This is a genomic window from Rhizobium mulingense (assembly GCF_029194105.1).
Taxonomy (GTDB): domain Bacteria; phylum Pseudomonadota; class Alphaproteobacteria; order Rhizobiales; family Rhizobiaceae; genus Rhizobium; species Rhizobium mulingense.
In genome coordinates this window covers 739,991-764,215 of record NZ_JARFVE010000003.1, presented here as the reverse complement: position 1 = coordinate 764,215, position 24,225 = coordinate 739,991, and the positions used below count along the sequence as shown (strand labels likewise).

Annotated in this window: 21 protein-coding genes; 14 read left to right on the top strand and 7 right to left on the bottom strand. The window is 62.7% G+C overall.

Features of this window, described 5'->3' with window-relative positions:
* The first annotated feature begins 43 nt into the window (after window positions 1–43).
* The 14 genes from thiC to PYR71_RS08365 all read left to right on the top strand — a co-directional run bounded on the left by thiC (window position 44) and on the right by PYR71_RS08365 (window position 16,069).
* Window positions 44–1,876, top strand: coding sequence for a phosphomethylpyrimidine synthase ThiC (thiC, locus tag PYR71_RS08430; RefSeq protein ID WP_275618973.1), 1,833 nt, complete (start codon window positions 44–46; stop codon window positions 1,874–1,876).
* 2 nt (window positions 1,877–1,878) lie between these two features.
* Entirely contained in the window at window positions 1,879–2,865 is a 987-nt protein-coding gene (thiO, locus tag PYR71_RS08425) for a glycine oxidase ThiO (protein WP_275618972.1), read from the top strand.
* Complete coding sequence (gene thiS, locus PYR71_RS08420; RefSeq protein WP_183916808.1) at window positions 2,862–3,059, top strand: sulfur carrier protein ThiS; 198 nt, start codon at window positions 2,862–2,864, stop codon at window positions 3,057–3,059. The genes thiO and thiS overlap by 4 nt, the downstream gene beginning before the upstream one ends.
* Window position 3,060: 1 nt before the next feature.
* Window positions 3,061–3,834 carry a thiazole synthase gene (locus PYR71_RS08415; protein WP_275618971.1) on the top strand — a complete coding sequence of 258 codons (774 nt, stop codon included), beginning with the start codon at window positions 3,061–3,063 and terminating at the stop codon, window positions 3,832–3,834.
* Window positions 3,831–4,445 (top strand): thiamine phosphate synthase, encoded by a 615-nt coding sequence (locus tag PYR71_RS08410; RefSeq protein WP_275618970.1) that lies wholly within the window; start codon window positions 3,831–3,833, stop codon window positions 4,443–4,445. Before PYR71_RS08415 ends, PYR71_RS08410 begins: the two co-directional genes overlap by 4 nt.
* 181 nt (window positions 4,446–4,626) lie before the next feature.
* Window positions 4,627–5,655: a substrate-binding domain-containing protein gene (locus PYR71_RS08405; protein WP_040112907.1), complete on the top strand. Its 1,029-nt coding sequence runs from the start codon at window positions 4,627–4,629 to the stop codon at window positions 5,653–5,655.
* A 61-nt stretch (window positions 5,656–5,716) separates the two neighbouring features.
* Entirely contained in the window at window positions 5,717–7,243 is a 1,527-nt protein-coding gene (locus PYR71_RS08400; RefSeq protein WP_275619071.1) for a sugar ABC transporter ATP-binding protein, read from the top strand.
* 22 nt (window positions 7,244–7,265) lie between these two features.
* A complete protein-coding gene (locus PYR71_RS08395; RefSeq protein ID WP_275618969.1) occupies window positions 7,266–8,255 on the top strand; it encodes an ABC transporter permease in 990 nt (329 codons plus the stop codon).
* A 1-nt stretch (window position 8,256) separates the two neighbouring features.
* Entirely contained in the window at window positions 8,257–9,264 is a 1,008-nt protein-coding gene (locus tag PYR71_RS08390; RefSeq protein ID WP_064685329.1) for a sugar-binding transcriptional regulator, read from the top strand.
* Window positions 9,261–10,256 carry an aldo/keto reductase gene (locus PYR71_RS08385; RefSeq protein WP_275618968.1) on the top strand — a complete coding sequence of 332 codons (996 nt, stop codon included), beginning with the start codon at window positions 9,261–9,263 and terminating at the stop codon, window positions 10,254–10,256. The genes PYR71_RS08390 and PYR71_RS08385 overlap by 4 nt, the downstream gene beginning before the upstream one ends.
* An 11-nt stretch (window positions 10,257–10,267) precedes the next feature.
* Window positions 10,268–12,016: a glycerol-3-phosphate dehydrogenase/oxidase gene (locus PYR71_RS08380; protein ID WP_275618967.1), complete on the top strand. Its 1,749-nt coding sequence runs from the start codon at window positions 10,268–10,270 to the stop codon at window positions 12,014–12,016.
* Window positions 11,989–12,831, top strand: coding sequence for a class I fructose-bisphosphate aldolase (locus PYR71_RS08375; RefSeq protein WP_275618966.1), 843 nt, complete (start codon window positions 11,989–11,991; stop codon window positions 12,829–12,831). The genes PYR71_RS08380 and PYR71_RS08375 overlap by 28 nt, the downstream gene beginning before the upstream one ends.
* A gap of 86 nt (window positions 12,832–12,917) precedes the next feature.
* Window positions 12,918–14,447, top strand: coding sequence for an FGGY-family carbohydrate kinase (locus tag PYR71_RS08370; protein WP_275618965.1), 1,530 nt, complete (start codon window positions 12,918–12,920; stop codon window positions 14,445–14,447).
* 2 nt (window positions 14,448–14,449) lie between these two features.
* Window positions 14,450–16,069 carry a GMC family oxidoreductase gene (locus tag PYR71_RS08365; protein WP_275619070.1) on the top strand — a complete coding sequence of 540 codons (1,620 nt, stop codon included), beginning with the start codon at window positions 14,450–14,452 and terminating at the stop codon, window positions 16,067–16,069.
* 320 nt (window positions 16,070–16,389) lie between these two features.
* On the opposite strand, the gene PYR71_RS08360 is transcribed toward PYR71_RS08365, so the two are convergent.
* The 7 genes from PYR71_RS08360 to PYR71_RS08330 form a co-directional block, all read right to left on the bottom strand.
* The gene (locus PYR71_RS08360) at window positions 16,390–16,791 is read right to left on the bottom strand and encodes a hypothetical protein (RefSeq protein ID WP_323115697.1); all 402 of its coding nucleotides are present in this window, start codon (window positions 16,789–16,791) and stop codon (window positions 16,390–16,392) included.
* Window positions 16,792–16,800: 9 nt separating this feature from the next.
* Window positions 16,801–17,067: a type II toxin-antitoxin system prevent-host-death family antitoxin gene (locus tag PYR71_RS08355; protein ID WP_275618963.1), complete on the bottom strand. Its 267-nt coding sequence runs from the start codon at window positions 17,065–17,067 to the stop codon at window positions 16,801–16,803.
* A gap of 706 nt (window positions 17,068–17,773) precedes the next feature.
* Window positions 17,774–18,565, bottom strand: a complete 792-nt coding sequence (locus PYR71_RS08350; protein ID WP_275619069.1) for a DUF6030 family protein — start codon at window positions 18,563–18,565, stop codon at window positions 17,774–17,776.
* A gap of 426 nt (window positions 18,566–18,991) precedes the next feature.
* Window positions 18,992–20,431: an HlyD family type I secretion periplasmic adaptor subunit gene (locus tag PYR71_RS08345; protein ID WP_275618962.1), complete on the bottom strand. Its 1,440-nt coding sequence runs from the start codon at window positions 20,429–20,431 to the stop codon at window positions 18,992–18,994.
* Window positions 20,428–22,572, bottom strand: a complete 2,145-nt coding sequence (locus tag PYR71_RS08340; protein ID WP_275618961.1) for a peptidase domain-containing ABC transporter — start codon at window positions 22,570–22,572, stop codon at window positions 20,428–20,430. Before PYR71_RS08340 ends, PYR71_RS08345 begins: the two co-directional genes overlap by 4 nt.
* A 45-nt stretch (window positions 22,573–22,617) precedes the next feature.
* A complete protein-coding gene (locus PYR71_RS08335; RefSeq protein WP_040112893.1) occupies window positions 22,618–22,926 on the bottom strand; it encodes a hypothetical protein in 309 nt (102 codons plus the stop codon).
* A gap of 50 nt (window positions 22,927–22,976) precedes the next feature.
* Window positions 22,977–24,209, bottom strand: a complete 1,233-nt coding sequence (locus PYR71_RS08330) for a GTP-binding protein (protein WP_275618960.1) — start codon at window positions 24,207–24,209, stop codon at window positions 22,977–22,979.
* Between the last annotated feature and the right edge of the window lie 16 nt (window positions 24,210–24,225).

Below are 24,225 nucleotides of genomic sequence, written 5' to 3'. Positions count from 1 at the left end.
ACTGGAACTGGGTCTCCAAACGTCAAACCTTGGAGCCTCATCCATGAATATTGTTGCACCCCAGCTTACTCCCGTCGTCACCACCGGCTCGCTTCCGGCCTCGACCAAGATCGTCAAGCCCGGAACGCTCTATCCGGATCTGCGCGTGCCGATGCGCGAAATCAGCCTTCACCCGACCTCCGGCGAGCCGCCGGTTACGGTCTATGATTCCTCCGGCCCCTATACCGATCCGGCCCATGTGGTTTCTATCGACGCCGGGCTGCCGCGTTTGCGCGAAGCATGGGTCAGGGCGCGTGGCGACGTCGAAGCCTATGAAGGCCGGGTGGTGAAGCCTGAAGACAATGGTTTTGCCACCGGCGAGCGGCTGACGCCGGAATTTCCCATTCGCAACACGCCGCTGAAGGCAAAGGCCGGACGTGCCGTCACCCAGCTCGCCTATGCGCGTGCCGGCATTGTCACCCCGGAAATGGAGTTTATTGCGATCCGCGAAAACCTCGGCCGGCAGGCCGCGAAGGAGGTGCTCGCGCGCGACGGCGAGAGCTTCGGCGCGCATGTTCCGGATTTCGTGACGCCCGAATTCGTGCGGCGGGAAGTCGCCGAGGGCAGGGCGATCATCCCCGCCAATATCAACCACCCCGAAACCGAACCGATGATCATCGGCCGCAATTTCCTGGTGAAGATCAACGCCAATATCGGCAATTCGGCGGTCACCTCGTCGATGGCGGAAGAGGTGGAGAAGATGGTCTGGGCGATCCGCTGGGGCGCCGACACGGTCATGGACCTTTCCACCGGCCGCAACATTCACAACATCCGGGAATGGATCATTCGCAATTCGCCGGTTCCGATCGGCACCGTGCCGCTTTACCAGGCGCTCGAGAAGGTGAACGGCATTGCCGAAGATCTGACCTGGGAAGTCTATCGGGATACGCTGATCGAACAGGCCGAGCAGGGCGTCGATTATTTCACCATCCATGCCGGCGTGCGGCTGGCCTATATCCCGCTCACCGTCAATCGCGTCACCGGCATCGTCTCACGCGGCGGCTCGATCATGGCCAAGTGGTGTCTGCATCACCACAAGGAGAGTTTCCTCTACGAGCATTTCGAGGAAATCTGCGACATCTGCCGTGCCTATGACGTCTCATTCTCGCTCGGCGACGGTTTGCGTCCGGGGTCGATCGCGGACGCCAATGACGCAGCACAATTTGCCGAACTCGAAACCCTTGGCGAATTGACCAAGATTGCCTGGGCGAAGGACTGCCAGGTGATGATCGAAGGCCCCGGCCATGTGCCGATGCACAAGATCAAAGAGAATATGGACAAGCAGCTCAAGGTCTGCGGCGAAGCCCCCTTCTATACGCTCGGACCGCTGACGACCGACATCGCGCCGGGCTATGACCACATCACTTCCGGCATCGGGGCCGCGATGATCGGCTGGTTCGGCACGGCCATGCTCTGCTACGTCACGCCGAAGGAGCATCTGGGACTGCCTGACCGCAGCGACGTCAAGACCGGCGTCATCACTTACAAGATCGCCGCCCATGCGGCCGATCTCGCCAAGGGACATCCGGCCGCCCGCATCCGCGACGATGCGCTGTCGCGCGCACGCTTCGAATTCCGCTGGGAGGACCAGTTCAATCTCTCCCTCGACCCGGATACGGCCCGTTCCTTCCACGACGAGACCCTGCCGAAGGAGGCGCACAAGGTGGCGCACTTCTGTTCGATGTGCGGCCCGAAATTCTGCTCCATGCGAATTTCCCACGACATTCGCGCCGAAGCCCAGAAGGAAGGATTAGAAGCTATGGCGGCCAAGTACCGCGATGGCGGCGATCTCTACATGCCGGCCGCAGAGGTCGCGAAAACTCCAGCCGGAGAATGACCATGCGCGTTCTCGTCAAAGGGGCCGGCGTTGCCGGCCTCACCGTGGCCTGGCAGCTCTATCGCCACGGCTTCCGCGTCACCCTCGCGGAGCAGGCCGACAAGGCCGGGGCCGGCGCATCCGGCTTTGCCGGCGGCATGCTGGCGCCGTGGTGCGAACGGGAAAGTGCGGAGGAGCCGGTGCTGACGCTCGGTCGCCTTGCCGCCGATTGGTGGGAGGCGGCATTGCCCGGCCATGTCAATCGCCGGGGAACGCTTGTCGTGGCCGGCGGGCGCGATGCCGGCGAGCTCGACCGCTTTTCCCGCCGGACAAGCGGATGGGAATGGCTGGACGAGGCGGCGATCGCCGCTTTGGAGCCTGATCTCGCCGGCCGCTTCCGCGGGGCGCTGTTCTTCCGGCAGGAAGCGCATCTCGACCCACGGCAGGCACTCGCGGCCCTGGCCGCAGGGCTTGAGGACGCCCGCATGCGTCTTATGCTCGGCGTCACGGGCGAAGCTGACCTTGCCAATTGTGACCGGGTAATCGACTGCACCGGTGCCGCCCAGATCGGCCGGCTGCCCGGATTGCGCGGTGTTCGTGGCGAGATGCTGTGCATCGAAACGGGCGAGGTCAGTCTCTCCCGCCCCGTTCGCCTGCTGCATCCGCGCCACCCGATCTATATTGTGCCGCGCGAAAAAAACCGCTTCATGGTCGGCGCGACGATGATCGAAAGCGACGATGACGGCCCGATTAGCGCACGTTCGCTGATGGAATTGCTGAACGCCGCCTACGCCTTGCATCCTGCCTTCGGCGAGGCACGGGTTACGGAAACCGGCGCAGGCGTGCGGCCCGCCTATCCGGACAATCTGCCGCGTGTGACACAGGAGGGACGCACCCTCCATGTCAACGGCCTCTACCGCCACGGCTTTCTGCTGGCGCCGGCCATGGCCGCAGAGGTCGCGCGGCGTCTTCTCACCGAACAAGGACAGCCTGAAAGGAGGGCGTCATGACCTTCATCATCAATGGCGAGGAACAGGAGGTCGCGGCCGCGACGCTCGCAGATCTGCTTCTCGCTCTGGACTACGAAGGCGGGTGGCTCGCAACCGCGGTGAACGGCGAACTGGTGCACCGCGAGGATCGTGCCGATTTCATGCTCGGCGAGCGCGACCGCATTGAAATTCTCTCACCGATGCAGGGAGGCTGACATGCTGAAACTCTACGACATCGAGGTCCATTCCCGGCTGCTGCTCGGCACCGCCCGCTACCCATCGCCCGCCGTCCTGGCAGAAGCCGTGAGACGCTCGAAGGCGGAAATTGTCACCGTCTCGCTGCGACGCGAGGCGGCCGGCGGCAAGGCGGGCGGCGCCTTCTTCGAGCTGATCCGCGAGCTCGGCGTACGGGTGCTGCCGAATACGGCCGGCTGCCACAGCGTGCAGGAGGCTGTGCTGACAGCGAAGATGGCTCGCGACGTTTTCCGCACCGACTGGATCAAGCTCGAAGTGATCGGCCATCACGATACGCTGCAGCCCGATGTCTTCGGCCTTGTCGAAGCGGCACGCATCCTGACCGGAGAGGGCTTTCAGGTCTTCCCCTATACGACCGACGACCTTGTCGTCGCCGAAAAGCTGCTGGAGGCCGGCTGCCGCATCCTGATGCCCTGGTGCGCGCCGATCGGCTCCGCCATGGGACCGGTGAACCCGATGGCACTGCGGTCATTCCGAGCGCATTTTCCTGAAGTGCCGCTCATCGTCGATGCCGGCATCGGCCGCCCGTCTCACGCCGCCGCGGTGATGGAGTACGGGTATGATGCCGTTCTTCTCAACACTGCCGTTGCCGGCGCGGGCGATCCCGCTGCTATGGCCGAAGCCTTCGCGCTTGCCATCGATGCCGGCCGTCTTGCGCATGGCGCCGTGCCGCTGGAGCCACGCGACATGGCCGTTCCTTCCACTCCCGTCATCGGGAAGGCCGTCTTCTCATGAAGCTCGACCCTTTCTATCTCATCGTCGACAGCGCCGAATGGATCGAGCGTCTCGTACCGCTCGGCGTCAAACTTATCCAGCTGCGCATCAAGGACCGGCCGGAGCCGGTGCTTCGCGAGGAGATCCGGCGTGCGAAAGCCGCCTGCGCGGCAGCGGACTGCCAATTGATCATCAACGATTACTGGAGGCTGGCAATCGACGAGGGATGCGATTTCATTCATCTCGGGCAGGAAGACCTGATGGCGGCCGATCTGGCTGCCATTCGGCGCGTCGGCCTGAAGCTCGGCCTTTCCACGCACGATCCGTCAGAATTAGAAACCGCGTTGGCCGCCGCACCGGACTATGTTGCCCTTGGGCCGGTCTGGCCCACGATCCTCAAAGAAATGAAATGGGCGCCGCAAGGCGTCGAACGACTTGCGGACTGGCGGCGACGTGTCGGACCAATGTCGCTCGTTGCCATTGGCGGGATCACTGCCGAACGCGCGCCGCTAGTATTGGAAAACGGGGCCGAAAGCGCTGCCGTGGTCACCGATATCACTCGCAATCCGGATCCCGAGGCCCGTACACGACAGTGGCTGGCCGCGACCGCGCCGTGGCGATCTGTCGGTTGAGACGCCGCATCTGGTCCCACTGAAATATATTTCACGTCGTGAATTATATTGACAGGCATCGAGCTTTACGCTTAGCTGCCCATACCGGACGTCGAGGAGGAAGTCCGGACTTCAACACGATCAGCGGCGCTTTTCGGCGCCCTCGGGCTTTTGGGAGAGGCTTCGGCCTCAAGGAGGACTCTTGCGCACTTTACTCACCACGACCGCAATGGCGGTTTTTGCTGCAACGTTTATCGCCGGCGCCGCAAGCGCGGGAACGGAAAACCCGTTCCGCTGCAAGCCGGGCGAAAAATACGTCATGAACGTTATGGTTTCGGGTGTCGAATATTGGTTCCCCGTCTACGAGATGTTCAAGCAGGCGGGGCAACAACTCGGCTGCGAAACGGAATATACCGGCACACCGGAATATGACGTCAACAAGCAGATCGCCACCTTCGACCAGGCGCTGGCGCAAAATCCGGCCGGAATTCTTGTCCATCCGATGAATTCCGACCCCTTCATCGAGCCGATCAACCGCGCCATCGGCCAAGGCACGGCGGTCGTCACCTTTGCCGCCGACTCGCCGCTGTCCAAGCGCGTCTCCTTCATCACCTCGGACAACACCCGCGAAGGCACCTATGCCGCCGATGCGATCGCCGAGAAGATGGGCGGCAAGGGCGAATACGCCGTTCTCGAAAATCCCGGCCAGGACAACCACGATAAGCGCATCGCCGCCTTCATCGCCCGCATGGAAGAGAAGTGGCCGGATATGAAGCTCGTCGGCCGCGCCGCGTCCAACCAGGATCCGACCAAGGCCTATCAGGGGCTTTCCAGCCTCATCCAGGCCAACCCGAACCTTGGGGCGGTTTTCATGCCGGAAGCGAACTCCGCGATCGGCGCCGCGCAGGCCAACAAGGAAACCGGCGGCAAGGTCCTCGTCATGTGCGCCGACGTCAATGCCAACATACTCGACATGATCAAGGCCGGCGAAGTCTTCGGCTCGATCAACCCCAACCAGGGCATGCAGGGTTATATGGGCTTCATGCTGCTGTGGCTCGCCAAGCACCCGGAACTGATCGACCCGATGAACGACGCCAAGCGCTCGGGCTTCAACCCGATGAGCATCCCGGTCGTCGACAACGGCCTCTCCATCGTCACCGCCGCAAATGCCGACGACTTCTATTGGGACAAGTACCTGAAGCATCGCGGCACCAAGGGCATCGAGGAATAAGACCCGGACAGGCCATCCGCACTTTCGGTGCGGATGGCCGAGATGGAGAGGGAGGAAGATGATGACGGAGCCCCTGCTCACCATTCATGGCGTCACCAAGCATTTTGGGGCGGTGAAGGCGTTGACGGATGTCGACTTCACTCTCGAACGCGGTGAAGTCCATGCGCTCTGCGGCGAGAACGGCGCCGGCAAGTCGACGCTGATGAACATCATCGCCGGCGTGCTGCAGCCGACCCACGGCGAAATCCACGTCGACGGCAAGGTTGTGCGCATTTCCTCTCCCGCCGTTGCCCAGTCTCTGGGCATCGGCCTGGTGCACCAGGAAATCGCGCTCTGCCCGGATGCGACGGTCGCTGAAAACATGTTCATGGCGGCGACCAATCGCCGTCGGGCGCCGCTCATGAACTACCGCGGCCTGGAGCGCGATGCGCAGGCGGTGATGAACCGGCTTGCCCCGATCGATGTCCGCCGCAAGGTCGCCGACCTGCCGATATCAAGCCAGCAGTTGGTCGAGATCGCCAAGGCGCTGACGCTCGACTGTCGCGTGCTGATCCTCGACGAACCGACGGCTGCCCTGACCGAGACCGAGGCGCAACAGCTCTTCTCGATCATCCGCGATCTCAGGGCGAACGGCATTTCGATCATCTATATCAGCCATCGCATGGCGGAAATCTTCAGCCTCTGCGACCGGGTCACCGTGTTCCGTGACGGCCGCTACGTCTGCACCGACCGCATTGCCGACGTGACGCCGGATGACGTGGTGCGCCGCATGGTCGGCCGCGAGATCACGCAGCTCTATCCCGACAAGCTGGGCGCCGGCGAAACGTCAGGCGAGATCATTCTCGAGGTTGAAGGCATCAGTGACGGGATGCGTTTTCACGACGTCAGCTTCGGCCTGCGCAAGGGCGAGATCCTCGGCATCGGCGGCCTCATCGGCTCCGGCCGCACGGAAATCGCCGAAGGCATCTGCGGACTGCGGCCACGCACGGCAGGAACCGTCCGCCTGCACGGCACGACGCAACCGATCCGCGCCTATTCCGATGCCGTGAAAGCCGGCATCGTCTACCTGTCCGAGGACCGCAAGGGGTCGGGCGTCTTTCTCGAAATGTCCGTCGCGCAGAACATATCGGTGCTGGACCTGAAGGCGCTCACCAATTCGGTCGGCCTGCTGAATGGCCGCGCGGAGGCCGCCCTAGCGGATGATTTTGCCCGAAGGCTTGCCGTGCGTATGAGCGGCATCGAGGCGCCGGTGAAATCGCTTTCCGGCGGCAACCAGCAGAAAGTGGCGATCGCCAAGCAGCTCGCGGTGAAGCCGAAAGTCATTCTGATGGACGAGCCCACGCGCGGCATCGATGTCGGCGCGAAAGCGGAGATCCACCGCCTGCTGCGCGAGCTGGCAAGCTCTGGCATCGGCATCATCGTCATCTCCTCGGAAATGCCGGAGCTGCTCGGCCTTTCCGACCGGCTGCTGGTCGTCCGCGAGGGACGCATCGCGGGGGAGCTGGGCGCCGACGAGATGTCGGAAGAGGCCGTGATCCGCCTTGCCTCCGGCATGGGCAGCGCAAGGGCGGCAGACCATGCCGCGTGAAGAGAACATGGGAGAGAGGGAAATGGCAATCGACACGATGGCGGCAGGCCTGCCCAGGACGTCGTCCTTCAAACGCATCGGCACGATGCGCGAGGCAGGGCTGATCGCGATCATCCTGGCGCTCGGCATCATCATGAGTTTCGCCTCGCCGCACTTCCTGACGCTCGGCAATTTCCGCGCCATGCTGATGAGCTTCTCCGTGGAGGGTATCGTCGTCGTCGGCATGACGATCCTGCTCATCGTCGGCGGCATCGACCTTGCGGTCGGCTCCGTCGTCTGTTTCGCGATGGTGCTTTCGGGCTCGCTCTTTCTTGCCGGGCTCGATCCGTGGACGGCCTCGCTTGCCGGCATTCTTGCCAGCAGCGCCATCGGCGCCATCATGGGCTTCTTCGTGACCGTCGTCGGCCTCAACCATTTCATCACGTCGCTGGCGGTCATGGTGATCGTGCGCGGCCTCTGCCTCATCATCACCAAGGGCACGCCGCTTTCGCTCTTCACGCTGCCGGCCGGCTTCAAGGCGGTGGGGCAGGGCACGTTCTACGGCGTTCCCTACGTCATCCTGATCTTCGTCGCCGTCGTCATCCTGTTCGATTTCCTGCTGCGCCGGGCGACCGCCTTCCGCAAGGTGTTCTACACGGGCAGCAACGAGAAGGCGGCGCTCTATTCCGGCATCAAGACGAACCAAGTGAAGTTCTGGGTGACGGTGCTGTGCTCGACGCTCGCCGGCGTCGCCGGCGTCATCTACATGTCCCGCTTCGGCGCGGCGACGCCCACGTTCGGCGTCGGCATGGAGCTGAACATCATCGCAGCCGCGGTGATCGGCGGAGCCTCGCTGAACGGCGGTTCGGGGACCATCCTCGGGGCCATTCTCGGCATCGCGCTTCTTTCCCTCGTCACCTCGTCGCTGATCCTGCTAAATGTTTCCGTCTATTGGCAGGACTTGATCAAAGGATGCATCCTGCTTGCCGCCGTATCCATCGACCATTTCCTGCACAAGCGGAAGGCCGCCTGACATGCCGATCGCCAAACTGAAACCCAGGACGACAGCCCCGCGCGAAGAAATCGTCATCGCCCGCCAGATGCACCAGGCGCTCGTCCTGCATTTTCTGGAGGGGCTGACGCAGGCGCAGATCGCCGATCAGCTCGGGATCTCGCACGCCACCGTCAACCGCCTCATCAAGCGGGGCCGTCAGCTCGGCCTGGTCGAGATCAAGATCAAATCGCCGATCGAACCTCTGGTCGATATGGAGGAGCGGCTTCTGGCGCTTGGCGGCATCAGCCGCGCGGTCGTGGTCCCCACCGTCTCCGACAATCCGCAGACCGCGCTGCAGGCGGTCGGCGAGGCGGCGGCCCGCCTGCTGCTCGAAGAAATCGCCGATGGCGACACGATCTGCATCACCGGCGGCAAGGGCGTCAGCGCCGTCGTCGCCGGCCTCCAGGCGCCGCGCCGCTTCGATGTCGAGGTCATCCCGGCAACCGGCTGCGTGCAGGGCAAACACTATACCGACGTCAACCACGTCTCGACCCTGATGGCCGACCGGCTTGGCGGACGCTCCTACCAGATCCACGCGCCGCTCTTTGCCGATGACGCCGAGCAGCGGTCGATGCTGATCAACATGCGCTCCGTCGCCGACGTCTTCCGGCGGGCGCGGGAAGCGAAGGTCGCGGTGGTCGGCATCGGCTCGATCCTGACCGATGATTCGAGCTATTACGACCTGCACCCTTCCTCCAGCACCGATCGCGCGGCGATCGAGCGTTCGGGCGCCAGCTGCGAACTGCTCGCCCATTTGCTCGACGATCACGGCCGCGTCTGCGACTACAGCCTGAACCGGTCGCTGGTTTCGCTGACGCTGCCGGAATTCGCCTCGATCCCGACAAAGATCGGCGTCGCGAGCGGCCCGAACAAGGCCGGGCCGATCCTCAGCATCCTGCGCGGCAATCATCTCGATACGCTCGTCACCGACGAGGCGACGGGCGCGCGCATTCTTGAACTCGCATCCGAGGAAGGATTTTCCGCATGAGCGGCGAACAGTTGACCCGTGAAATCGGCCGCTCCGGCGTCAAGGCATCGGCCGTCGGCCTCGGCACCTGGGCGATCGGCGGCTGGATGTGGGGCGGCACGGACGAGGCGGAATCCATCGCCGCCATCCAGACCTCGCTCGATGCCGGCGTCACGCTCATCGACACGGCGCCGGCCTACGGCCTGGGCCGGTCCGAAGAGATCGTCGGCAAGGCGCTCGCCGGACGCCGCGACAAGGCGGTGATCGCCACCAAGTGCGGGCTGGTGTGGCATACCCAGAAGGGCAACCATTTCTTCGAGCAGGACGGCAAGCCGGTGCACCGCCATCTCGGGCGGGACTCGATCGTTCACGAGGTGGAGGAAAGCCTGCGCCGTCTCGGCACGGATCATATCGACCTCTACATCACCCATTGGCAGGACCCGACGACGCCGATCGAGGAGACCGTCGCGGCGCTGGAAGAGCTGAAACAGGCTGGGAAGATCCGCGCGATCGGCGCCAGCAACGTCAACCGGTCGGAACTGGAGCAATATATCGAGACCGGTTCGCTCGATGCGATCCAGGAGCGGTTCAGCATGATCGATCGCCAGATCGAGGCGGACCTCCTGCCGCTCACCATCGCCAACGGCGTGTCGACGCTCAGCTATTCCTCACTGGCGCTCGGCCTGCTTTCCGGCGCCATCGGGCATGAGCGCGTGTTTTCCGGCGACGACCAGCGCAAGGACAATCCGCGCTTTTCCGTCGCCAACCGTCGGAGGGCCAAGGATTTTGCCGAGGCGATCCGGCCTGTGGCGGAGCGCCACGGCGCCAGCATCGCGCAGACGGTGATCGCCTGGACACTGGCCCAGCCGGGCGTAACCTTCGCGCTTTGCGGTGCAAGAAACCCGGCGCAGGCGCTCGACAATGCGCGGGCCGGAACGCTTCGCCTTTCAACCGCCGATCTCGCGGCCATCGACACCGCCATATCGGCGCAGCTCGCCACCATGGACGGATAACGGACGCCATCATGAACCGTGTGGAAGCAATGGACGGGCTTCGCCAAAGCCCGAAGGTGGACGTCTGCGTCCTCGGCGGCGGCATCAACGGGCTCAGCGTCTTTCGCGAGCTGGCGCTGCAGGGCGTGAACGTGCTGCTCGTCGAGCAGGGCGACTATTGCTCCGGTGCGAGTGCCGCCCTCTCGCGCATGGTCCATGGCGGGTTGCGCTATCTGGAGAATGGCGAGTTCAGCCTCGTGCAGGAGTCTCTCGTCGAGCGCGACCGGCTGCTTCGCAACGCTCCCCATTATGTCGCGCCGTTGCCGACGACGGTTCCTGTTTTCGATGTGTTCTCCGGCCTTGCCAACGGTATCGTGCGCTTCCTCGGTCTCACCCGGCGTCCGAGCCGCCGCGGCGCCGTGGCCATCAAGACCGGGCTCGCCATCTACGATTTCCTGACGCGCAAGCGCGCGCTGATGCCCCGCCACCAGTTCCGCGGACGCCGGGCGACGCTGGCAAAATGGCCGGCGCTCAATCCCGGGATCCGCAGCTCAGCGACCTATTACGACGCCTGGGTGAGCCATCCGGAGCGGATCGGAATCGAATTGCTGCGCGACGGCCTGTCTGCGGGTCCGAATGCCCGGGCCTTGAACTATGCGACGATCGAACAGGTCGGGGCGGGGGACTTCCTGCTGCGCGACGGCATCGCCGGGGAGACGTTTCGCATCCAGCCGGGTCTCGTCGTCAACGCGACCGGGGGCTGGATCGACATCGCCAATGGATCGCTTTTTCCCGAGGGCGCGCGTCCTGCCCCGCTGATGGGCGGCACCAAGGGGTCGCATCTCATCATCGACAATCCCGCGCTTCACGACATGCTCGACGGGCACATGATCTATTACGAGAACGAGGACGGGCGCATCTGCATCCTCTTCCCCTATCTCGGCAAGGTGCTGGTCGGCTCGACGGACATTCGCGTCGATGACCCCGGCACTGTGCGCTGCGAGCGCGACGAGCGAGACTACATCCTGCAGTCGCTTGCCTTCGTGCTGCCCGGCATTCGCATCCGGCCGGAAGAGATCGTTTTCCAGTTCGCCGGCGTGCGCCCGCTGCCGGCCAGCAAGGACAGTTTTACCGGACGGATCCCGCGGGATCATTTCTGCACCGTGATCGAAAGCCATGATGGCGGCCCGCCCGTTCTCTGCATGATCGGCGGCAAGTGGACGACGTTCCGCTCCTTCGGCGAACTGGCGGCCGACATGACGCTGGAACGGCTCGGCCGAGCTCGGCGCATCGATACGTCGGAGAGGACATTCGGCGGCGGACGTGCCTTCCCCAAAGATGGCGGCGGCTGGGTTCGTGATCTTGCGGCCTCGACGGGCATCTCCATCGATCGCGCTGCAATCCTCTTCGAACGCTATGGGACCGATGCGGAGGATGTCGCGGGCTTCATCGCGGCAGGTCCCGACGATCCTCTGCCGCATGCCGGCTACAGCCTTCGCGAAATCCAGTATCTGATCGGCGCCGAAGCCGTCGAGCATCTCGACGATCTGCTGCTGCGCCGCACGACGATCGCAATTTCCGGCGAGCTCTCACTCGACATGGCTGACGCCGTGCTCGACCTGCTGGCCGTCGAAAGAGGCTGGTCGGCTGAGCGCGCCGCCGAAGAGCGCATCCGCTTTCTCACCATCATGCGCGAGCGCCACGGCGTCGCCGAAGCAACCCTTTCCGCAAGGAACGAACGGAGGAGTGAACTATGCGAGACAACCGCAAGGTCCGGATGAACCGGCTGTTCGGCAACGGCCGTTGCCTTGATGTGGCAATCGATCACGGCGTCTGCAACGAACCGTCCTTTCTCGACGGGCTGGAGAACATGCCGGCCGTCGTCAAGGCGCTGGTCGATGCGGGACCGGATGCGATCCAGATGAATTACGGCCAGGCCGATCTGCTGCAGGATCTGCCCGGCAAGGACAAGCCGGCGCTCGTCATGCGCATCGACATGGGAAATCCCTATAACCGCGTCCGTCATCGCGACATGTGGGCGGTGCTGCAGAATGAAGCAGAGCCGCTGGTCGGCGCCTTGCAGATGGATGCCGCCTGCGTGGTGGTCAACCTGTTCATGCTGCCGGATGAGCCCGATCTGTTTCGCCAGTGCGTGCAGAATATTTCGCGAGTCCGGGCGGACTGCGAGAAATATGGCATGCCGCTGATGATCGAACCGCTCGTGATGCAGCCGGTCACCGAGCGCGGCGGCTACATGGTTGATGGTGATGCCGACAAGATCGTCACTTTGACGCGGCTTGCGCGCGAAATGGGCGCCGATATCGTCAAGGCCGATCCGACGACCAATGCGGAGGATTTCCACCGCGTGGTCGAAGCGGCGCGATGCCCGGTGCTGGTGCGCGGCGGCGGGAAGGAGGATCTCGCCGCTGTCTTCGCCAAATCCGCGGCCTTGATGCGGCAGGGTGCGATGGGCATGGTCTATGGCCGCAACATCTACCAGCATGCCAATGCGAGCGCCGTCGTGCGCGGGCTGATGGCGATCATCCACCAGGATGCTAGCGGTGAAGAAGCCGTTACGATCTATCGTCAAGGCTAAGGTGCTGGAGCAATTCCCGGAAAAGCGTGAAGCGGTTTATCTTTGGAATTGCATAAGCAATGACAGAACCTTGGGAGGGGTTCGGAATGGAAGAATATCTGTTGGGGCTGGACGCCGGCAACACCGTCATCAAGGCGGTGATCTTCGACCGTACCGGCCGGGAAGTGGCCTATGCGGGAGAGGAGGGGCATAGCCGCATGCCATGTCCCGGCCATGTCGAGCGGGATCTCGGTGAGCTTTGGGCTAACGCCAAACGCGTCATCCGCACTTGCCTCGACCGGGCAGGCATTGCTGCGGCTGATATCGCCGCAATCGGCTGCGCCGGTCACGGCAATGGGCTGTATGCGCTGGATCGAAATGGCGAACCCTTCCTCGGCATCCAGTCGCTCGATACGCGGGCGACCGGGCTTGTCGAGGAATGGGCGGCCGAGGCTGTCGGCGATCGCACCTATCCGATCGCCCGCCAACGGCCCTGGCCCTCGCAGACACCGACGCTGCTCGCCTGGCTGAAACGTCATCGACCGGAGATTTTCCAGCGCATCGGCACGGTGTTCTGCTCCAAGGATTTCGTCGTCAACCGGCTGACCGGCGAGCGTGTCAGCGAAATGTCGGATATGTCAGGGGCAGGGCTGCTCGATCTCGCCGCCCGCCGTTATGACCGCACGCTGATGGAAGCTTACGGCCTTGGTGACTGCATGGACCTGCTGCCGCGGCTGATCGAAAGCGCCGACATCGCCGGCAAGGTGACGGAAGAGGTGGCGGCAGAGACCGGCCTTGCCGCCGGCACGCCGGTTGTTGCAGGGCTCTTCGACGTCGTCGCCTCGGCCCTCGGCTCGGGCGTCTCGCGCACCGGCAGCGCCTCGATCATCGCCGGCACCTGGAGCATCAACCAGGTCATCATCGACGGGCCTGATCTCGGCGGACCCGTCTTCATGTCCTCGACCTTCGATCGCGCGCGCTACATGGCGATGGAAAACAGCGCCACTTCGGCCGCCAATCTCGAATGGCTGGTGCGGGAATTCTTCGACGGTGAGCATGCCGAGGGCATCTCGCCCTTCGACGCCTGCTGCGCACTGGCGGCGGAAATTCAGCCGGCTGCTGACGACCTGCTCTATCATCCCTATCTCTACGGCGCCCAGCAGGATGGCCATGCGCGGGCGGGCTTCTATGGCATTGCCGGCTGGCACACTAAGGGTCACCTAATCCGCGCCCTGCTCGAAGGCGTCGCCTTCGGCCACCGCCAACACGTCGAGACGCTCCGCGGGGCGGGGGCAACCTTCGACCAGGCGGTGCTGTCGGGCGGCGGATCGCGCAGTCGCCTCTGGCCGCAGATCTTTGCCGATGTGCTCGGCGTGCCGGTTTCGGTCGCCAAGTCTAAGGAGACAGGGGCTCTCGGTGCGGCGATCGCGGCAGGTACCGGAGTGGGCTTGTTTGCCGATTTCACGGAAGGCGCGGATGCCATGGTGCGTATCGACCGGCACTATCGGCCGAATGCCGCGCTCGCCGCGCATTACGACCGGCGCTACGCGCTCTACAGTGACATAGCGGAAGCCATGGCCCCGCTCTGGCGGCTGCTTTCGGCAGCCGAATCTACGGCGACGGGAGCTGCAGCGTGACGATGCAAGGCAATGAAACGCCGATGGACGAGGGAAGCTACGATTTCATCATCGTCGGCGCCGGCTCCGCCGGCTGTGTTCTGGCAAACAGGCTCTCGGCCGATCCGAAGAATCGCGTGCTGCTGCTCGAGGCCGGAGGCACGGACCGCTATCACTGGGTCCATGTGCCGATCGGCTATCTTTACTGCATGGGCAATCCGCGCACCGACTGGATGATGAAGACGGCCGCCGAGGCCGGCCTCAATGGCCGCGCGCTGAACTATCCGCGCGGAAAACTTCTCGGCGGCTGTTCGTCGATCAACGGCATGATCTATATGCGCGGCCAGGCGGCCGATTATGACGGATGGCGGCAGGCCGGAAACGTCGGCTGGGGCTGGGACGACGTTCTGCCCTATTTCCTGAAGTCGGAAGATAATTACCGCGGCAAATCCGCCATGCATGGCGCCGGTGGTGAATGGCGCGTCGAGCGCCAGCGCCTTTCCTGGCCGATCCTCGACGCCTTCCGCGATGCGGCGGAAGAACTCGGCATCCCGAAAACCGACGATTTCAATGACGGCGACAATGAAGGCTCTGGCTATTTCGAGGTCAACCAGAAGGGCGGCCTGCGCTGGAACACGACGAAAGCCTTCCTGCGGCCGGCAATGAAGCGGGGGAACCTTCGCGTCCTGACGGGTGCTGAGACGGAACGGCTGGAGTTCGACGGCAAGGCGGTTTCCGGAGTGCGTTTCCGGCTTGGCGGCCGACTTTGTATCGCCCGCGCCTCCCGCGAAGTCGTAGTGTCGGCGGGTGCCATCAATTCACCCAAAATCCTGGAACTCTCCGGCATCGGCCGGCCTGAGGTCCTTTCGGCCCTTGATATTCCGGTTCGTCACCCCCTGAAGGGCCTTGGCGAAAATCTCCAGGATCACCTGCAGATCCGCACGGTCTTCAAGATCGAAGGCGCGCGCACGCTCAATCAGCTTTACCACAACCTCTTCAGCCGCGCCGGAATGGGCCTTGAATATGCCATCAACCGGTCGGGTCCTCTTTCCATGGCGCCGAGCCAGCTTGGCATCTTCGCCAAAAGCGATCCCGCCGTCGCCACGGCGGACCTCGAATATCATGTCCAGCCGTTGAGCACGGACCGGCTCGGCGAACCGTTGCACCGCTACCCCGCGGTCACGGTTTCCGTCTGCAATCTCCGGCCGGAAAGCCGCGGCACGGTGCATGTCACGAAAGGCGACGCCAGCCAGCCGCCGGAAATTCGCCCCAACTATCTTTCGACGGCCGGCGACCGGCTGCTTGCGGCAAAATCCATCCGTCATGCCCGCAGCCTCATGCGGACCAGGGCCATCTCCCGTTTCAACCCGCAGGAAATGCTGCCGGGCCGGGAATATGAGAGCGACGACGATCTGATCCGCCGCGCCGGCGACATCGCCACGACGATCTTCCATCCCGTCGGCACCTGTAAGATGGGCAGCGATCCGATGGCGGTGGTGGACACGCGGCTACGCGTGCACGGCGTGGCGAAGCTCCGGGTCGTCGATGCCTCGATCATGCCGACGATCGTTTCCGGCAATACGAATTCGCCGGTGATCATGATTGCGGAGAAGGCGGCGGAAGCCATTATCAAAGGCGATTAGAGAGGACCATGCCTCGCGCAACCAACCGGCCGTCGCGCCGCTCGATGCCCGCCAGACTGGCTCTGCATTGAAATCTCGGTGGCGTTGGCTTAGGCGCGAGGAGCATTGTCCCGTTTCGCGTTCGCCCCCATAATCGAGTTCCATAATAGAACTTACGCCAGATTCGCCTGTAGCCGGGCACGTTCTAGCCAGCGTCCGCACGAGATCACCCTCAATGCCCAAAGACGATCATCATCGTTTGGACGCGGCGGCCGCGGCAAACTGCTTCGTCAAATCCATTTCATGACGATCAATACGCCGCCACACTCTTGCCGTGGCGGTCAGCGGAACCGGTTGACTTCGGTGGCCGACTTGCGGCGGCTGATGAATTCGCGCAGCAACGGCAGGAAGAAAGCCTTGCTGAAGCGGCCTGTCGGCGGCTCGGGCTCGAGATAGAATGAATTGCCGATGGTGTCGGTGTTGAACTCATCGAAGATGATCCAAAGCCTGCGATCGGCATCAAGGCCGGCGCGGCGTTTTTCGATCGCAGGCACCTCTATAGTAAACCGCGATGCCTCCGGCTGTTTCGTGGTGATGGGAAAGAACAGGACCAGATCACCGTCCGGCCGCGGCATTCTCACGCCCACGGCGACCGGCCGCTCCTTGCGTCCTTCCGTCTCTCCACGCTCAGCCTCCCGCGCCCACAGGTAAGGATAGCGTATGACGCTTGCGGTCTGGATCAGGTCGTAGCACTACCGACCTGCCTCATCCTCACCGGCATAGGTCTCGACGGCGTTCTCGAATTCAACGAAGAGTTCATCCGACATGGTTTCGATGGTGCCGGTGGATCGGCGGTCGGATTGCTTCATCAGCCGCTCGTAGTCTTCGATGTTGAGGAGGACGAGGCGCGGCTTGTTGCGCTGGGTGATAGTGACCGGATGACGAAGCGCCTCGGCGATAATGTCGCCGGATTTCCGGGAGAGATCGCTGGTAGAATAGGAACCGCTTGACCTGGGCATAGGCGTCCTCCTTCGCTGTATTTGGTGTTATATACAGCATTTGCAATAATGCTGTATATAGTTGAGGCTGCCTTTATTACAACGATTGAGCTCTCTCGCGGCTACGTCGGCTTCTTCTAAAGAACCAGGCTTGGCGAAAGGGCGCGCAGACCCATCTTGCGCGCGATGTCGTCGCCTTTGAACCTCAGCCCAATAGGTCGCTTTCCTGGAGGCTGCGCTTGGTTCGTTGGTTCGGCCCGAGCAGGTCGCACTTTCCGATAGCGCTGGCGTTGCAACGATGCGGATCCCCCGTGATCGGCTTATCGGTCGAAGAAATCTCCGTTCCGACCCGGCCCCTGGATAGCTATCAGTTCGAGGCTCTCGGCTTCACCAAGATCGACGTTGAAGGCCACGAGCTATAAGTATTCAAAGGTGCGGAGGCCACATTGAGCCGAGACCTTCCCAATCTGCTTATCGAGGCGGAAGACCGACATCGACCCAATGCTGTCGGCAGTGTGATCGACTATCTCACACCGTTTGGCTATTCGCTATATTGCCTGAAAGATCGAAAATTGCGTTCCCTGTCGTCCGAGAAGGTTCGGAAGAGCTCTTCCGGAAGGCCCTATATGTACGTTTTTTCTATCCGTGCGGACCTGTAAAGCGTCATTCGTGGCCCTCCCCTGCACGGTCATAGCAACTCCCGCAGGTCACCCCTCCGGCTACGCCGTCAATTTGCGCAATTGGCTGACGTGGACGTCCTCCAGCGATCCGTGAGGATCACGTTCCCCGAAACGTTGCGGCGATCGGTTCCGGTTAGCCAGCGCTCTGGCGAAAAATACGTCTTGGTCCTCACCTGCGAAGCTGAAGTCGCCTTGAGACCAAGAACAAAATCAAAATTGCTTCCGCCGTCGGCTTCGCGCATGAAACTGAGGTAGGCGCCGAATCGCTCTTCTTCGACATTTCGAAGGTTTTGGATCGACATAAGACTATCCTCGAAATCGCGCCAGCACGCCTGCTTCACAATGATCTCGAATATGCGCAGAATAGCCGGGGCGAGACGCCCCTCATCGTCTGTCGTCGGCCCGATGATCCTGGCGCGGATCTCAACAATATCGCCCATTTCATTTCCACGAACCTTGAGGAAGGTGGAACTGAGGGGACGCGCCTCGTCACGTTCATAGATGCGCTGAAAATAACATTCATAATTGCGATTGCGCATCGATGCCGCTTTCCATTCGCTTATCTCGATACCGGCCTCTCGAAGAGCAGCGCAAATGCTCGACCCCGAGACACGCCATATCCGTAGAAACTGACCCGCCAGCTCCGGTTTCGGGACCTCGATCAGCTGGGGCGATATGGGCATCGGCCGGAGGGGAGAAGCAGCCTCATCGTCACGGCGGGAGACGATTTCCGATGATGGGGCAGCCTTATTGAGAGATCGATCTTCAATTGGCCCAGCCGGACCTTCGAGGCGGTCGCTTCCGCCGAAAAAAACGACGACCCCGGCTGCAAGCAACATGCAGATCAAAAGCACTGGCCAAAGCAGCCAGCGGGGGACGTTCCGCAATGGGAAATTCCAGTGTGAACGTGAGCCGCCGCCAGGAGGATCGACGTCTGATGACACCTTATACACGGCGCGGCCTCACAAACGAACTAGGAGCCGGTGCGAGTTCGAAGTCGAGCGACCTCGATTCTTTTTGCGACCACCCGGGCTTGGATCTGTCAGCCCCGGCTCGCAGCTCCTGGGGAGGTGAGCAACGCATCTGCAATACCGTACAGTCTGTTCGACTCACCGTCGACACAGCGAGTGTGAGGTTGTGCGCGTATAGCGTCAAGCGGCGATCGACTTCACGAACATGCAGGCGGGCAAACCGCAGACGATGAGACCCGATACCTGCCTCAAAACTCACTCGGAACTGTGTTTTCAGCCAACCAGTCCGTCAGCCTATGGTTCACGTATTGCGTTGTCGAGTCCGCGCAGCAACGGATACAGGAAGTACGAGATCACCGTGCGATTGCCGACCTTGATTTCCGTCGAAACGGTCATGCCCGGAAGCAGCCGCACCGGCACATCTGCGGCATTCAGCCGGGTATCTGCAAGCAGGATCCGCGCCTTGAAGAAAGGGGCGGCCGGCTGGCCGGGGGTGGCTGTCTGCTCTTGTTGGCCGGTTAGAAAGGTGTCCTGGCTGATGGTTCTCACTTCGCCGGAGGCGGTGCCATATTTCTGGAACGGATAGGCGTCGAGTTTGACGCGTGCCTCCTTGCCGACGGACACGCGGCCGATGTCGCGGGTGTTGATCGACACTTCGGCTTCAAGCGGTACGTTGATCGGCACCAGCGTGACGACCGGTTCGGCCTCCCGCACCACCGAACCGACCGAGCGTTGCGCCAGATCGAGCACGACGGCATCGGCGGGTGCCGTCAGCGCCACCATGTTGCGGCGCAGCTCCAGTTTCTTCAGCTCTTCACCCGCCATGTCGCGCTGGCTGCGCAGGTCCGCCAACTGCTCCATCGCGGCGCGGCGGAAATCCTCGATAAAGGCCTGACGGTCGGCGAGCAGCTTGGCATAGGTGTGAGCCGCCTCGTCGGCCTTGCCGCGCACGGCAGTGATATCGGCCTCGACATCAAGGCGGGCGTCGCGCGAGCCGAGCATGGTGAGCAGCGAGCCGCTTTCCGTGTCATAGAGCTTCTTTCGTGTCGCCTCGATCTGCGAGAGATTGTCACGCCGGTCGTTCAGCACGGCCTCCTGGTTGCGGTTTGCCTTAAGGACGGAGGACTGGCCGGCGATCTGCTGCTGGAAATTCTGCAGTTGCGCCGTGTAGAAGGCACGCCGCTGGCCGAACAACTGCACCTGCAACTGCTCGTCCGGCGTATTGCCGGCGATCTTCGAATAGTCCTCGCCGGTCAGCTCGGTCTCAAGCCGCTTCACCTGGGCGTCGAGGGCGGAAAACTTCGTCTTCAGCTGCCCGACATCGGCTTGGCTGAAGGTGGCGTCGAGCGTCGCCAGCGTCTGGCCGGCACGCACCACCTCGCCGGCCTTCACGTCGATCGTGCGGATGATCGAGGTTTCGAGCGGCTGGACGACGATGGTCGGCTGAGTGGTGACGAGCTTGCCGGGCGCAATCACCACCTCGTCGATTGACGAGACCGAGGCCCAGGTGATCGCTGCGGCAAGCAGCGCCGTGACGCAGTAGAGCGTCATGCGGGCAACGCGCGGCGGCGCGCGCTCTTCCAGCTCGACGGCGTCGGACTGAAATTCCGCAATCGCCGGCGGCAGTGGTGGGCGGGCGGTGAGCTCCCTGCCCTTGTCCGGCCCCTTGGCCGATGGGGCATTGTTCGAGCGTACGGGCAGGTTCTCGCTGGACTTTTTGACATGCGCGTTCATGCGACCTGCCTCATCTGCTGTGCCCAGAGGTGACGGTAGGTCATGCAGCGAGACACGAGCTGATCGTGTCGGCCGATATCGGCGACCTTGCCGCGATCGATCACGAGAATGGCATCGGCGTCGACGAGCGTCGAAAGCCGGTGCGAGACAATGATGACGGTGCGGCCGGCGGCGATGCGGCTCAGATTCTCGCGGATGATCGCCTCGCTATCGGGGTCGAGCGCGCTCGTCGCCTCGTCGAAGATCAGCAGCTTCGGATCGGTGATCAGTGCGCGGGCAATCGCCAGGCGCTGCTTTTGGCCACCGGAGAGGTTGGCGGCATTTTCCTCCAGCATCGTGTCGAAGCCGCGCGGCAACCGTTCGATGAATTCTTCGGCGCCGGCGATGCGGGCGACCTCCATGATCTCCTCGATGCTGGCATCGGGCTTGGCGGCGGCGATATTGTCGCGCACCGAGCCGCGGAACAGGAAATTGTCCTGCAGTACAACGCCGATGCTGGTTCTCAGATGCACGAGGTCGATCTCGCGACTATCATATCCGTCCATGCGCACAAGCCCTTCCTGGCTCTGATAGAGACCCTGGATGAGCCGGGTGATCGTCGTCTTGCCCGAGCCGCTCTTGCCGACCACGCCGAAGACGCAGCCTGCCGGAATGGCGAAAGAGACATTGTCGAGCGCCGGCGCGGTGTCGGGAGCGTAGCGGAAGGTAACCCTGTCGAATGCGATGTGGCCCCGCAGATGCGGCCGAACGCCGCGCCCGCGGCCCGCCTGCTCCGGCCGCTGGTTCATGATCTCCCCGAGCATGCGCACGGAGAGCGCCACTTCCTGATATTCATGCACCATGGTGACGATCTGGACGAGCGGTCCGGAGACCCGGCCGGCGAGCATGTTGAAGGCAACCAGTGCGCCGATGGTCATCGCGCCATTGAAGACATCGAGCGCTCCGAGGCCGATGATCGCGACACTCATCAGCTTCTCCAGCAGTCCGGTCATCGCCTGGGCGATGGTCGAGATCTTCTCGACCCGGAAACGCACCGAGATCGACTGGGCCGAATAATCGTCCCATACCTTGCGCTGGCGCGGTTCCAGCGCCAGCGATTTGACGGTGCGCATGCCGTGCACGGTTTCCACCAATAGGGCCTGCCGGTCGCCTTCTGCCTGATAGAGCGCCTGCAGGCGGCGCTGAAACGGCCCGACGAGCAGCATTACGACCAGGCCGACAAGCGCTGCGAAGCCGAGCACCACGAGCGTCAGCTTGACGCTGTAGAGAAGCAGGATCGGTACGAAGACGAAGAGGGACACGCCGTCGAGAAGCGTCAGGAACAGCCGGCCCGTCAGGAATTCGCGGATGCGCCCCGTCTGCTGCATGTGCTTGACGAGAACGCCGGCCGAAGCCTGTTCGAAGAGCGCGATCGGCAGGTTCAGCAGATGGCCGAAGGTGCGGGTCGCGACGCGGATGTCGATCCTGTTGGTGGCGTAGAGCAGCAGATAGCGCCGCAGGAAGGTGAACGTCGCGTCGAAGACGAGCGCAATCGCAATGCCTGCCGTCAGAACCGTCAGTGTCGCATAGCTCTGATGCACGAGCACCTTGTCGATGACGAGCTGGAAGAAGATCGGGGTCATCAGCCCCAGGCCGTAAAGCACGAAGGCCGCGAGCGCGACATCGCGGAAGAAGCTGCGCTGCTTGATGATTTCGGGAACGAACCAGCGGAAGCCGAAGGGCCGGTCCTCATCGGACATGCGATAATTGCGCTTCAGCAGGATCACCGATCCGAGCCAGGCCTTGGCGAATTGCTCTTCGCTGAGCATCATCGCTTCGGCGCGTGAGGCAAGCGGGTCGAGAACGCGAATTCTCTCCTCCTCACCGCTCCCGACAGCGTCGGCGATAACTACCCAATTGCCGTTCGTCAGTTCCGCGAGCACCGGGAAGGCCTCGCGGAGCTGAAACAGCGATCGCCAGTCGAGCGTCAGATGCCGGGCCCTGAGGCCGGCATCCTTGGCCATGCGCAGCAGCTGCCGCACGGCAACGGGATCGTTGCCGACGGCATAATCGTGCTGCAGGCGCTCAGGAGCAAGATCGACGCCGTGATGTCGCGCGACGAGCGCCAGACAATGCAGGTTGGTATGCAGAAAACCACTCATGGCCCACCCGAAACCCAATACGAAACCGAGGCGAAATCTGTTTTATCAGTTGAAGTTCGGCGAAGCGTTCGAAGCGCCGGCCGGACCCGATTGAATATCGGCAGCCGCCGCAGCTGACATATCGCCAACGCGACGAACCGCACCCGCTTCGACCAACCCGCCGAGCGCCTTCTGCATCAGATCGACCGCATTGGCGAAGGCATCGACAGGCATGATGATGCGCTGGCGGAAGACCGGTTTCGGGTTGTTGTTGGCATCACGATCGGTAGCCGAAAGCGACATCAGGTCGATGCGCACGATCGTTCCGGTAATGGTGATTTCGCCGATGCCGTCTGCGTAAAGTTCGTTGCTCATTGTTCTCTCCTCTGGTTGATAATCAAAACGTCTTCACCTGAAGGCGCGCTCTAACTGTTTGAATGTGCATGCACATGCCCGTGCGGCCAGGCAGGAAACGGGTCCCGGAGGCCGACAGCCGTCTGAGGGTCGAAGCCTGTCTCCTCACCGGTCAGGCAGTCGTCGAGTGCCGTCCTGATTGCTCCTTCGTCGAAGCCGGCGCCGATGAAGACGAGTTCCTGGCGGCGGTCGCCCCAGACCTCGTCCCAATGCCGGTCGATGAGCTGGCGGAACTGCGGAAAGCGTGGCCACTGCACCTTCGGCACCGAGGCCCACCAGAAACCTCTGGTATCGATGCGGCACTGCGTGCCGGCAATCGAGAGAAGGCCGATCTCATCCGGCCTCGTCGCCAGCCAAAAATGCCCCTTCGCACGGATGAGCCCCGACCATTTCCTGCCGAGGAAACCCTGCAGCTTTGAAGGATCAAACGGCCGGCGGCTGCGATAGACGAAGCTTCTGATGCCATATTCCTCGGTCTCCGGCACATGGTCGCCCCAACCGAAGAGTTCCTTGTGCCAGAGCGGATGGCGGGCGGCCTTCGCCTCGCTGAAGAGACCGGTATTCAGGATCGTGCCGAGCGGCACCTGGCCGAAGACTGCTTCGATCACCTCAGCATCCGGATTAAGGGCCGCGACGACCCGGCGCACCTCGGCAAGGTCGGCGCACGGCACGTCGCCTGCCTTATTGATGATGACGACGTCGGAAAATTCGATCTGCTCGACGAGCAGTTCCACGAGCTTGCGCTCATCGTCCCCGTCACGCCGTTCGCCGCGGTCGGCAAGGAACTCGGCACTCTGGTAATCGGCAAGCAGATTGACCGCATCGACGACGCAGACCATCGTGTCCAGTCGGGCGACGTCGCAAAGGGCTGCCCCGCTTTCGTCGCGGAAGGAGAACGTGGCTGCGACCGGCAGCGGCTCGGCAATGCCGGTGCCCTCGATCAGCAGATAATCGAAACGGCCGGCAGCTGCCAATCGCCGCACCTCGCTCAGGAGATCGTCGCGCAGAGTGCAGCAGATGCACCCGTTGGTGAGCTCTACCAGCGTCTCGTCCGTGCGCGACAGATCCGCGCCGCCCTCGCGCACGAGATCCGCATCGATGTTGACTTCGCTCATATCGTTGACGATGACAGCAACCCGACGACCCTCCCGATTGCTCAGGACATGATTGAGGACAGTCGTCTTCCCGGCGCCGAGAAAACCGGCGAGAACCGTAACCGGCAATCTGATATCTGTACGCATCATCGATACTCTCATACTT

Excerpts from the sequence above, each read along its gene's own strand:
- thiC (WP_275618973.1), top strand. The coding sequence starts at position 44 with ATGAATATTGTTGCACCCCAGCTTACTCCCGTCGTCACCACCGGCTCG.
- thiO (WP_275618972.1), top strand. The coding sequence starts at position 1,879 with ATGCGCGTTCTCGTCAAAGGGGCCGGCGTTGCCGGCCTCACCGTGGCC.
- thiS (WP_183916808.1), top strand. The coding sequence starts at position 2,862 with ATGACCTTCATCATCAATGGCGAGGAACAGGAGGTCGCGGCCGCGACG.
- PYR71_RS08415 (WP_275618971.1), top strand. The coding sequence starts at position 3,061 with ATGCTGAAACTCTACGACATCGAGGTCCATTCCCGGCTGCTGCTCGGC.
- PYR71_RS08410 (WP_275618970.1), top strand. The coding sequence starts at position 3,831 with ATGAAGCTCGACCCTTTCTATCTCATCGTCGACAGCGCCGAATGGATC.
- PYR71_RS08400 (WP_275619071.1), top strand. The coding sequence starts at position 5,717 with ATGACGGAGCCCCTGCTCACCATTCATGGCGTCACCAAGCATTTTGGG.
- PYR71_RS08395 (WP_275618969.1), top strand. The coding sequence starts at position 7,266 with ATGGCAATCGACACGATGGCGGCAGGCCTGCCCAGGACGTCGTCCTTC.
- PYR71_RS08390 (WP_064685329.1), top strand. The coding sequence starts at position 8,257 with ATGCCGATCGCCAAACTGAAACCCAGGACGACAGCCCCGCGCGAAGAA.
- PYR71_RS08385 (WP_275618968.1), top strand. The coding sequence starts at position 9,261 with ATGAGCGGCGAACAGTTGACCCGTGAAATCGGCCGCTCCGGCGTCAAG.
- PYR71_RS08380 (WP_275618967.1), top strand. The coding sequence starts at position 10,268 with ATGAACCGTGTGGAAGCAATGGACGGGCTTCGCCAAAGCCCGAAGGTG.
- PYR71_RS08375 (WP_275618966.1), top strand. The coding sequence starts at position 11,989 with ATGCGAGACAACCGCAAGGTCCGGATGAACCGGCTGTTCGGCAACGGC.
- PYR71_RS08370 (WP_275618965.1), top strand. The coding sequence starts at position 12,918 with ATGGAAGAATATCTGTTGGGGCTGGACGCCGGCAACACCGTCATCAAG.
- PYR71_RS08365 (WP_275619070.1), top strand. The coding sequence starts at position 14,450 with ATGCAAGGCAATGAAACGCCGATGGACGAGGGAAGCTACGATTTCATC.
- PYR71_RS08355 (WP_275618963.1), bottom strand. The coding sequence starts at position 17,067 with ATGCCCAGGTCAAGCGGTTCCTATTCTACCAGCGATCTCTCCCGGAAA.
- PYR71_RS08350 (WP_275619069.1), bottom strand. The coding sequence starts at position 18,565 with ATGTTGCTTGCAGCCGGGGTCGTCGTTTTTTTCGGCGGAAGCGACCGC.
- PYR71_RS08345 (WP_275618962.1), bottom strand. The coding sequence starts at position 20,431 with ATGAACGCGCATGTCAAAAAGTCCAGCGAGAACCTGCCCGTACGCTCG.
- PYR71_RS08340 (WP_275618961.1), bottom strand. The coding sequence starts at position 22,572 with ATGAGTGGTTTTCTGCATACCAACCTGCATTGTCTGGCGCTCGTCGCG.
- PYR71_RS08335 (WP_040112893.1), bottom strand. The coding sequence starts at position 22,926 with ATGAGCAACGAACTTTACGCAGACGGCATCGGCGAAATCACCATTACC.
- PYR71_RS08330 (WP_275618960.1), bottom strand. The coding sequence starts at position 24,209 with ATGATGCGTACAGATATCAGATTGCCGGTTACGGTTCTCGCCGGTTTT.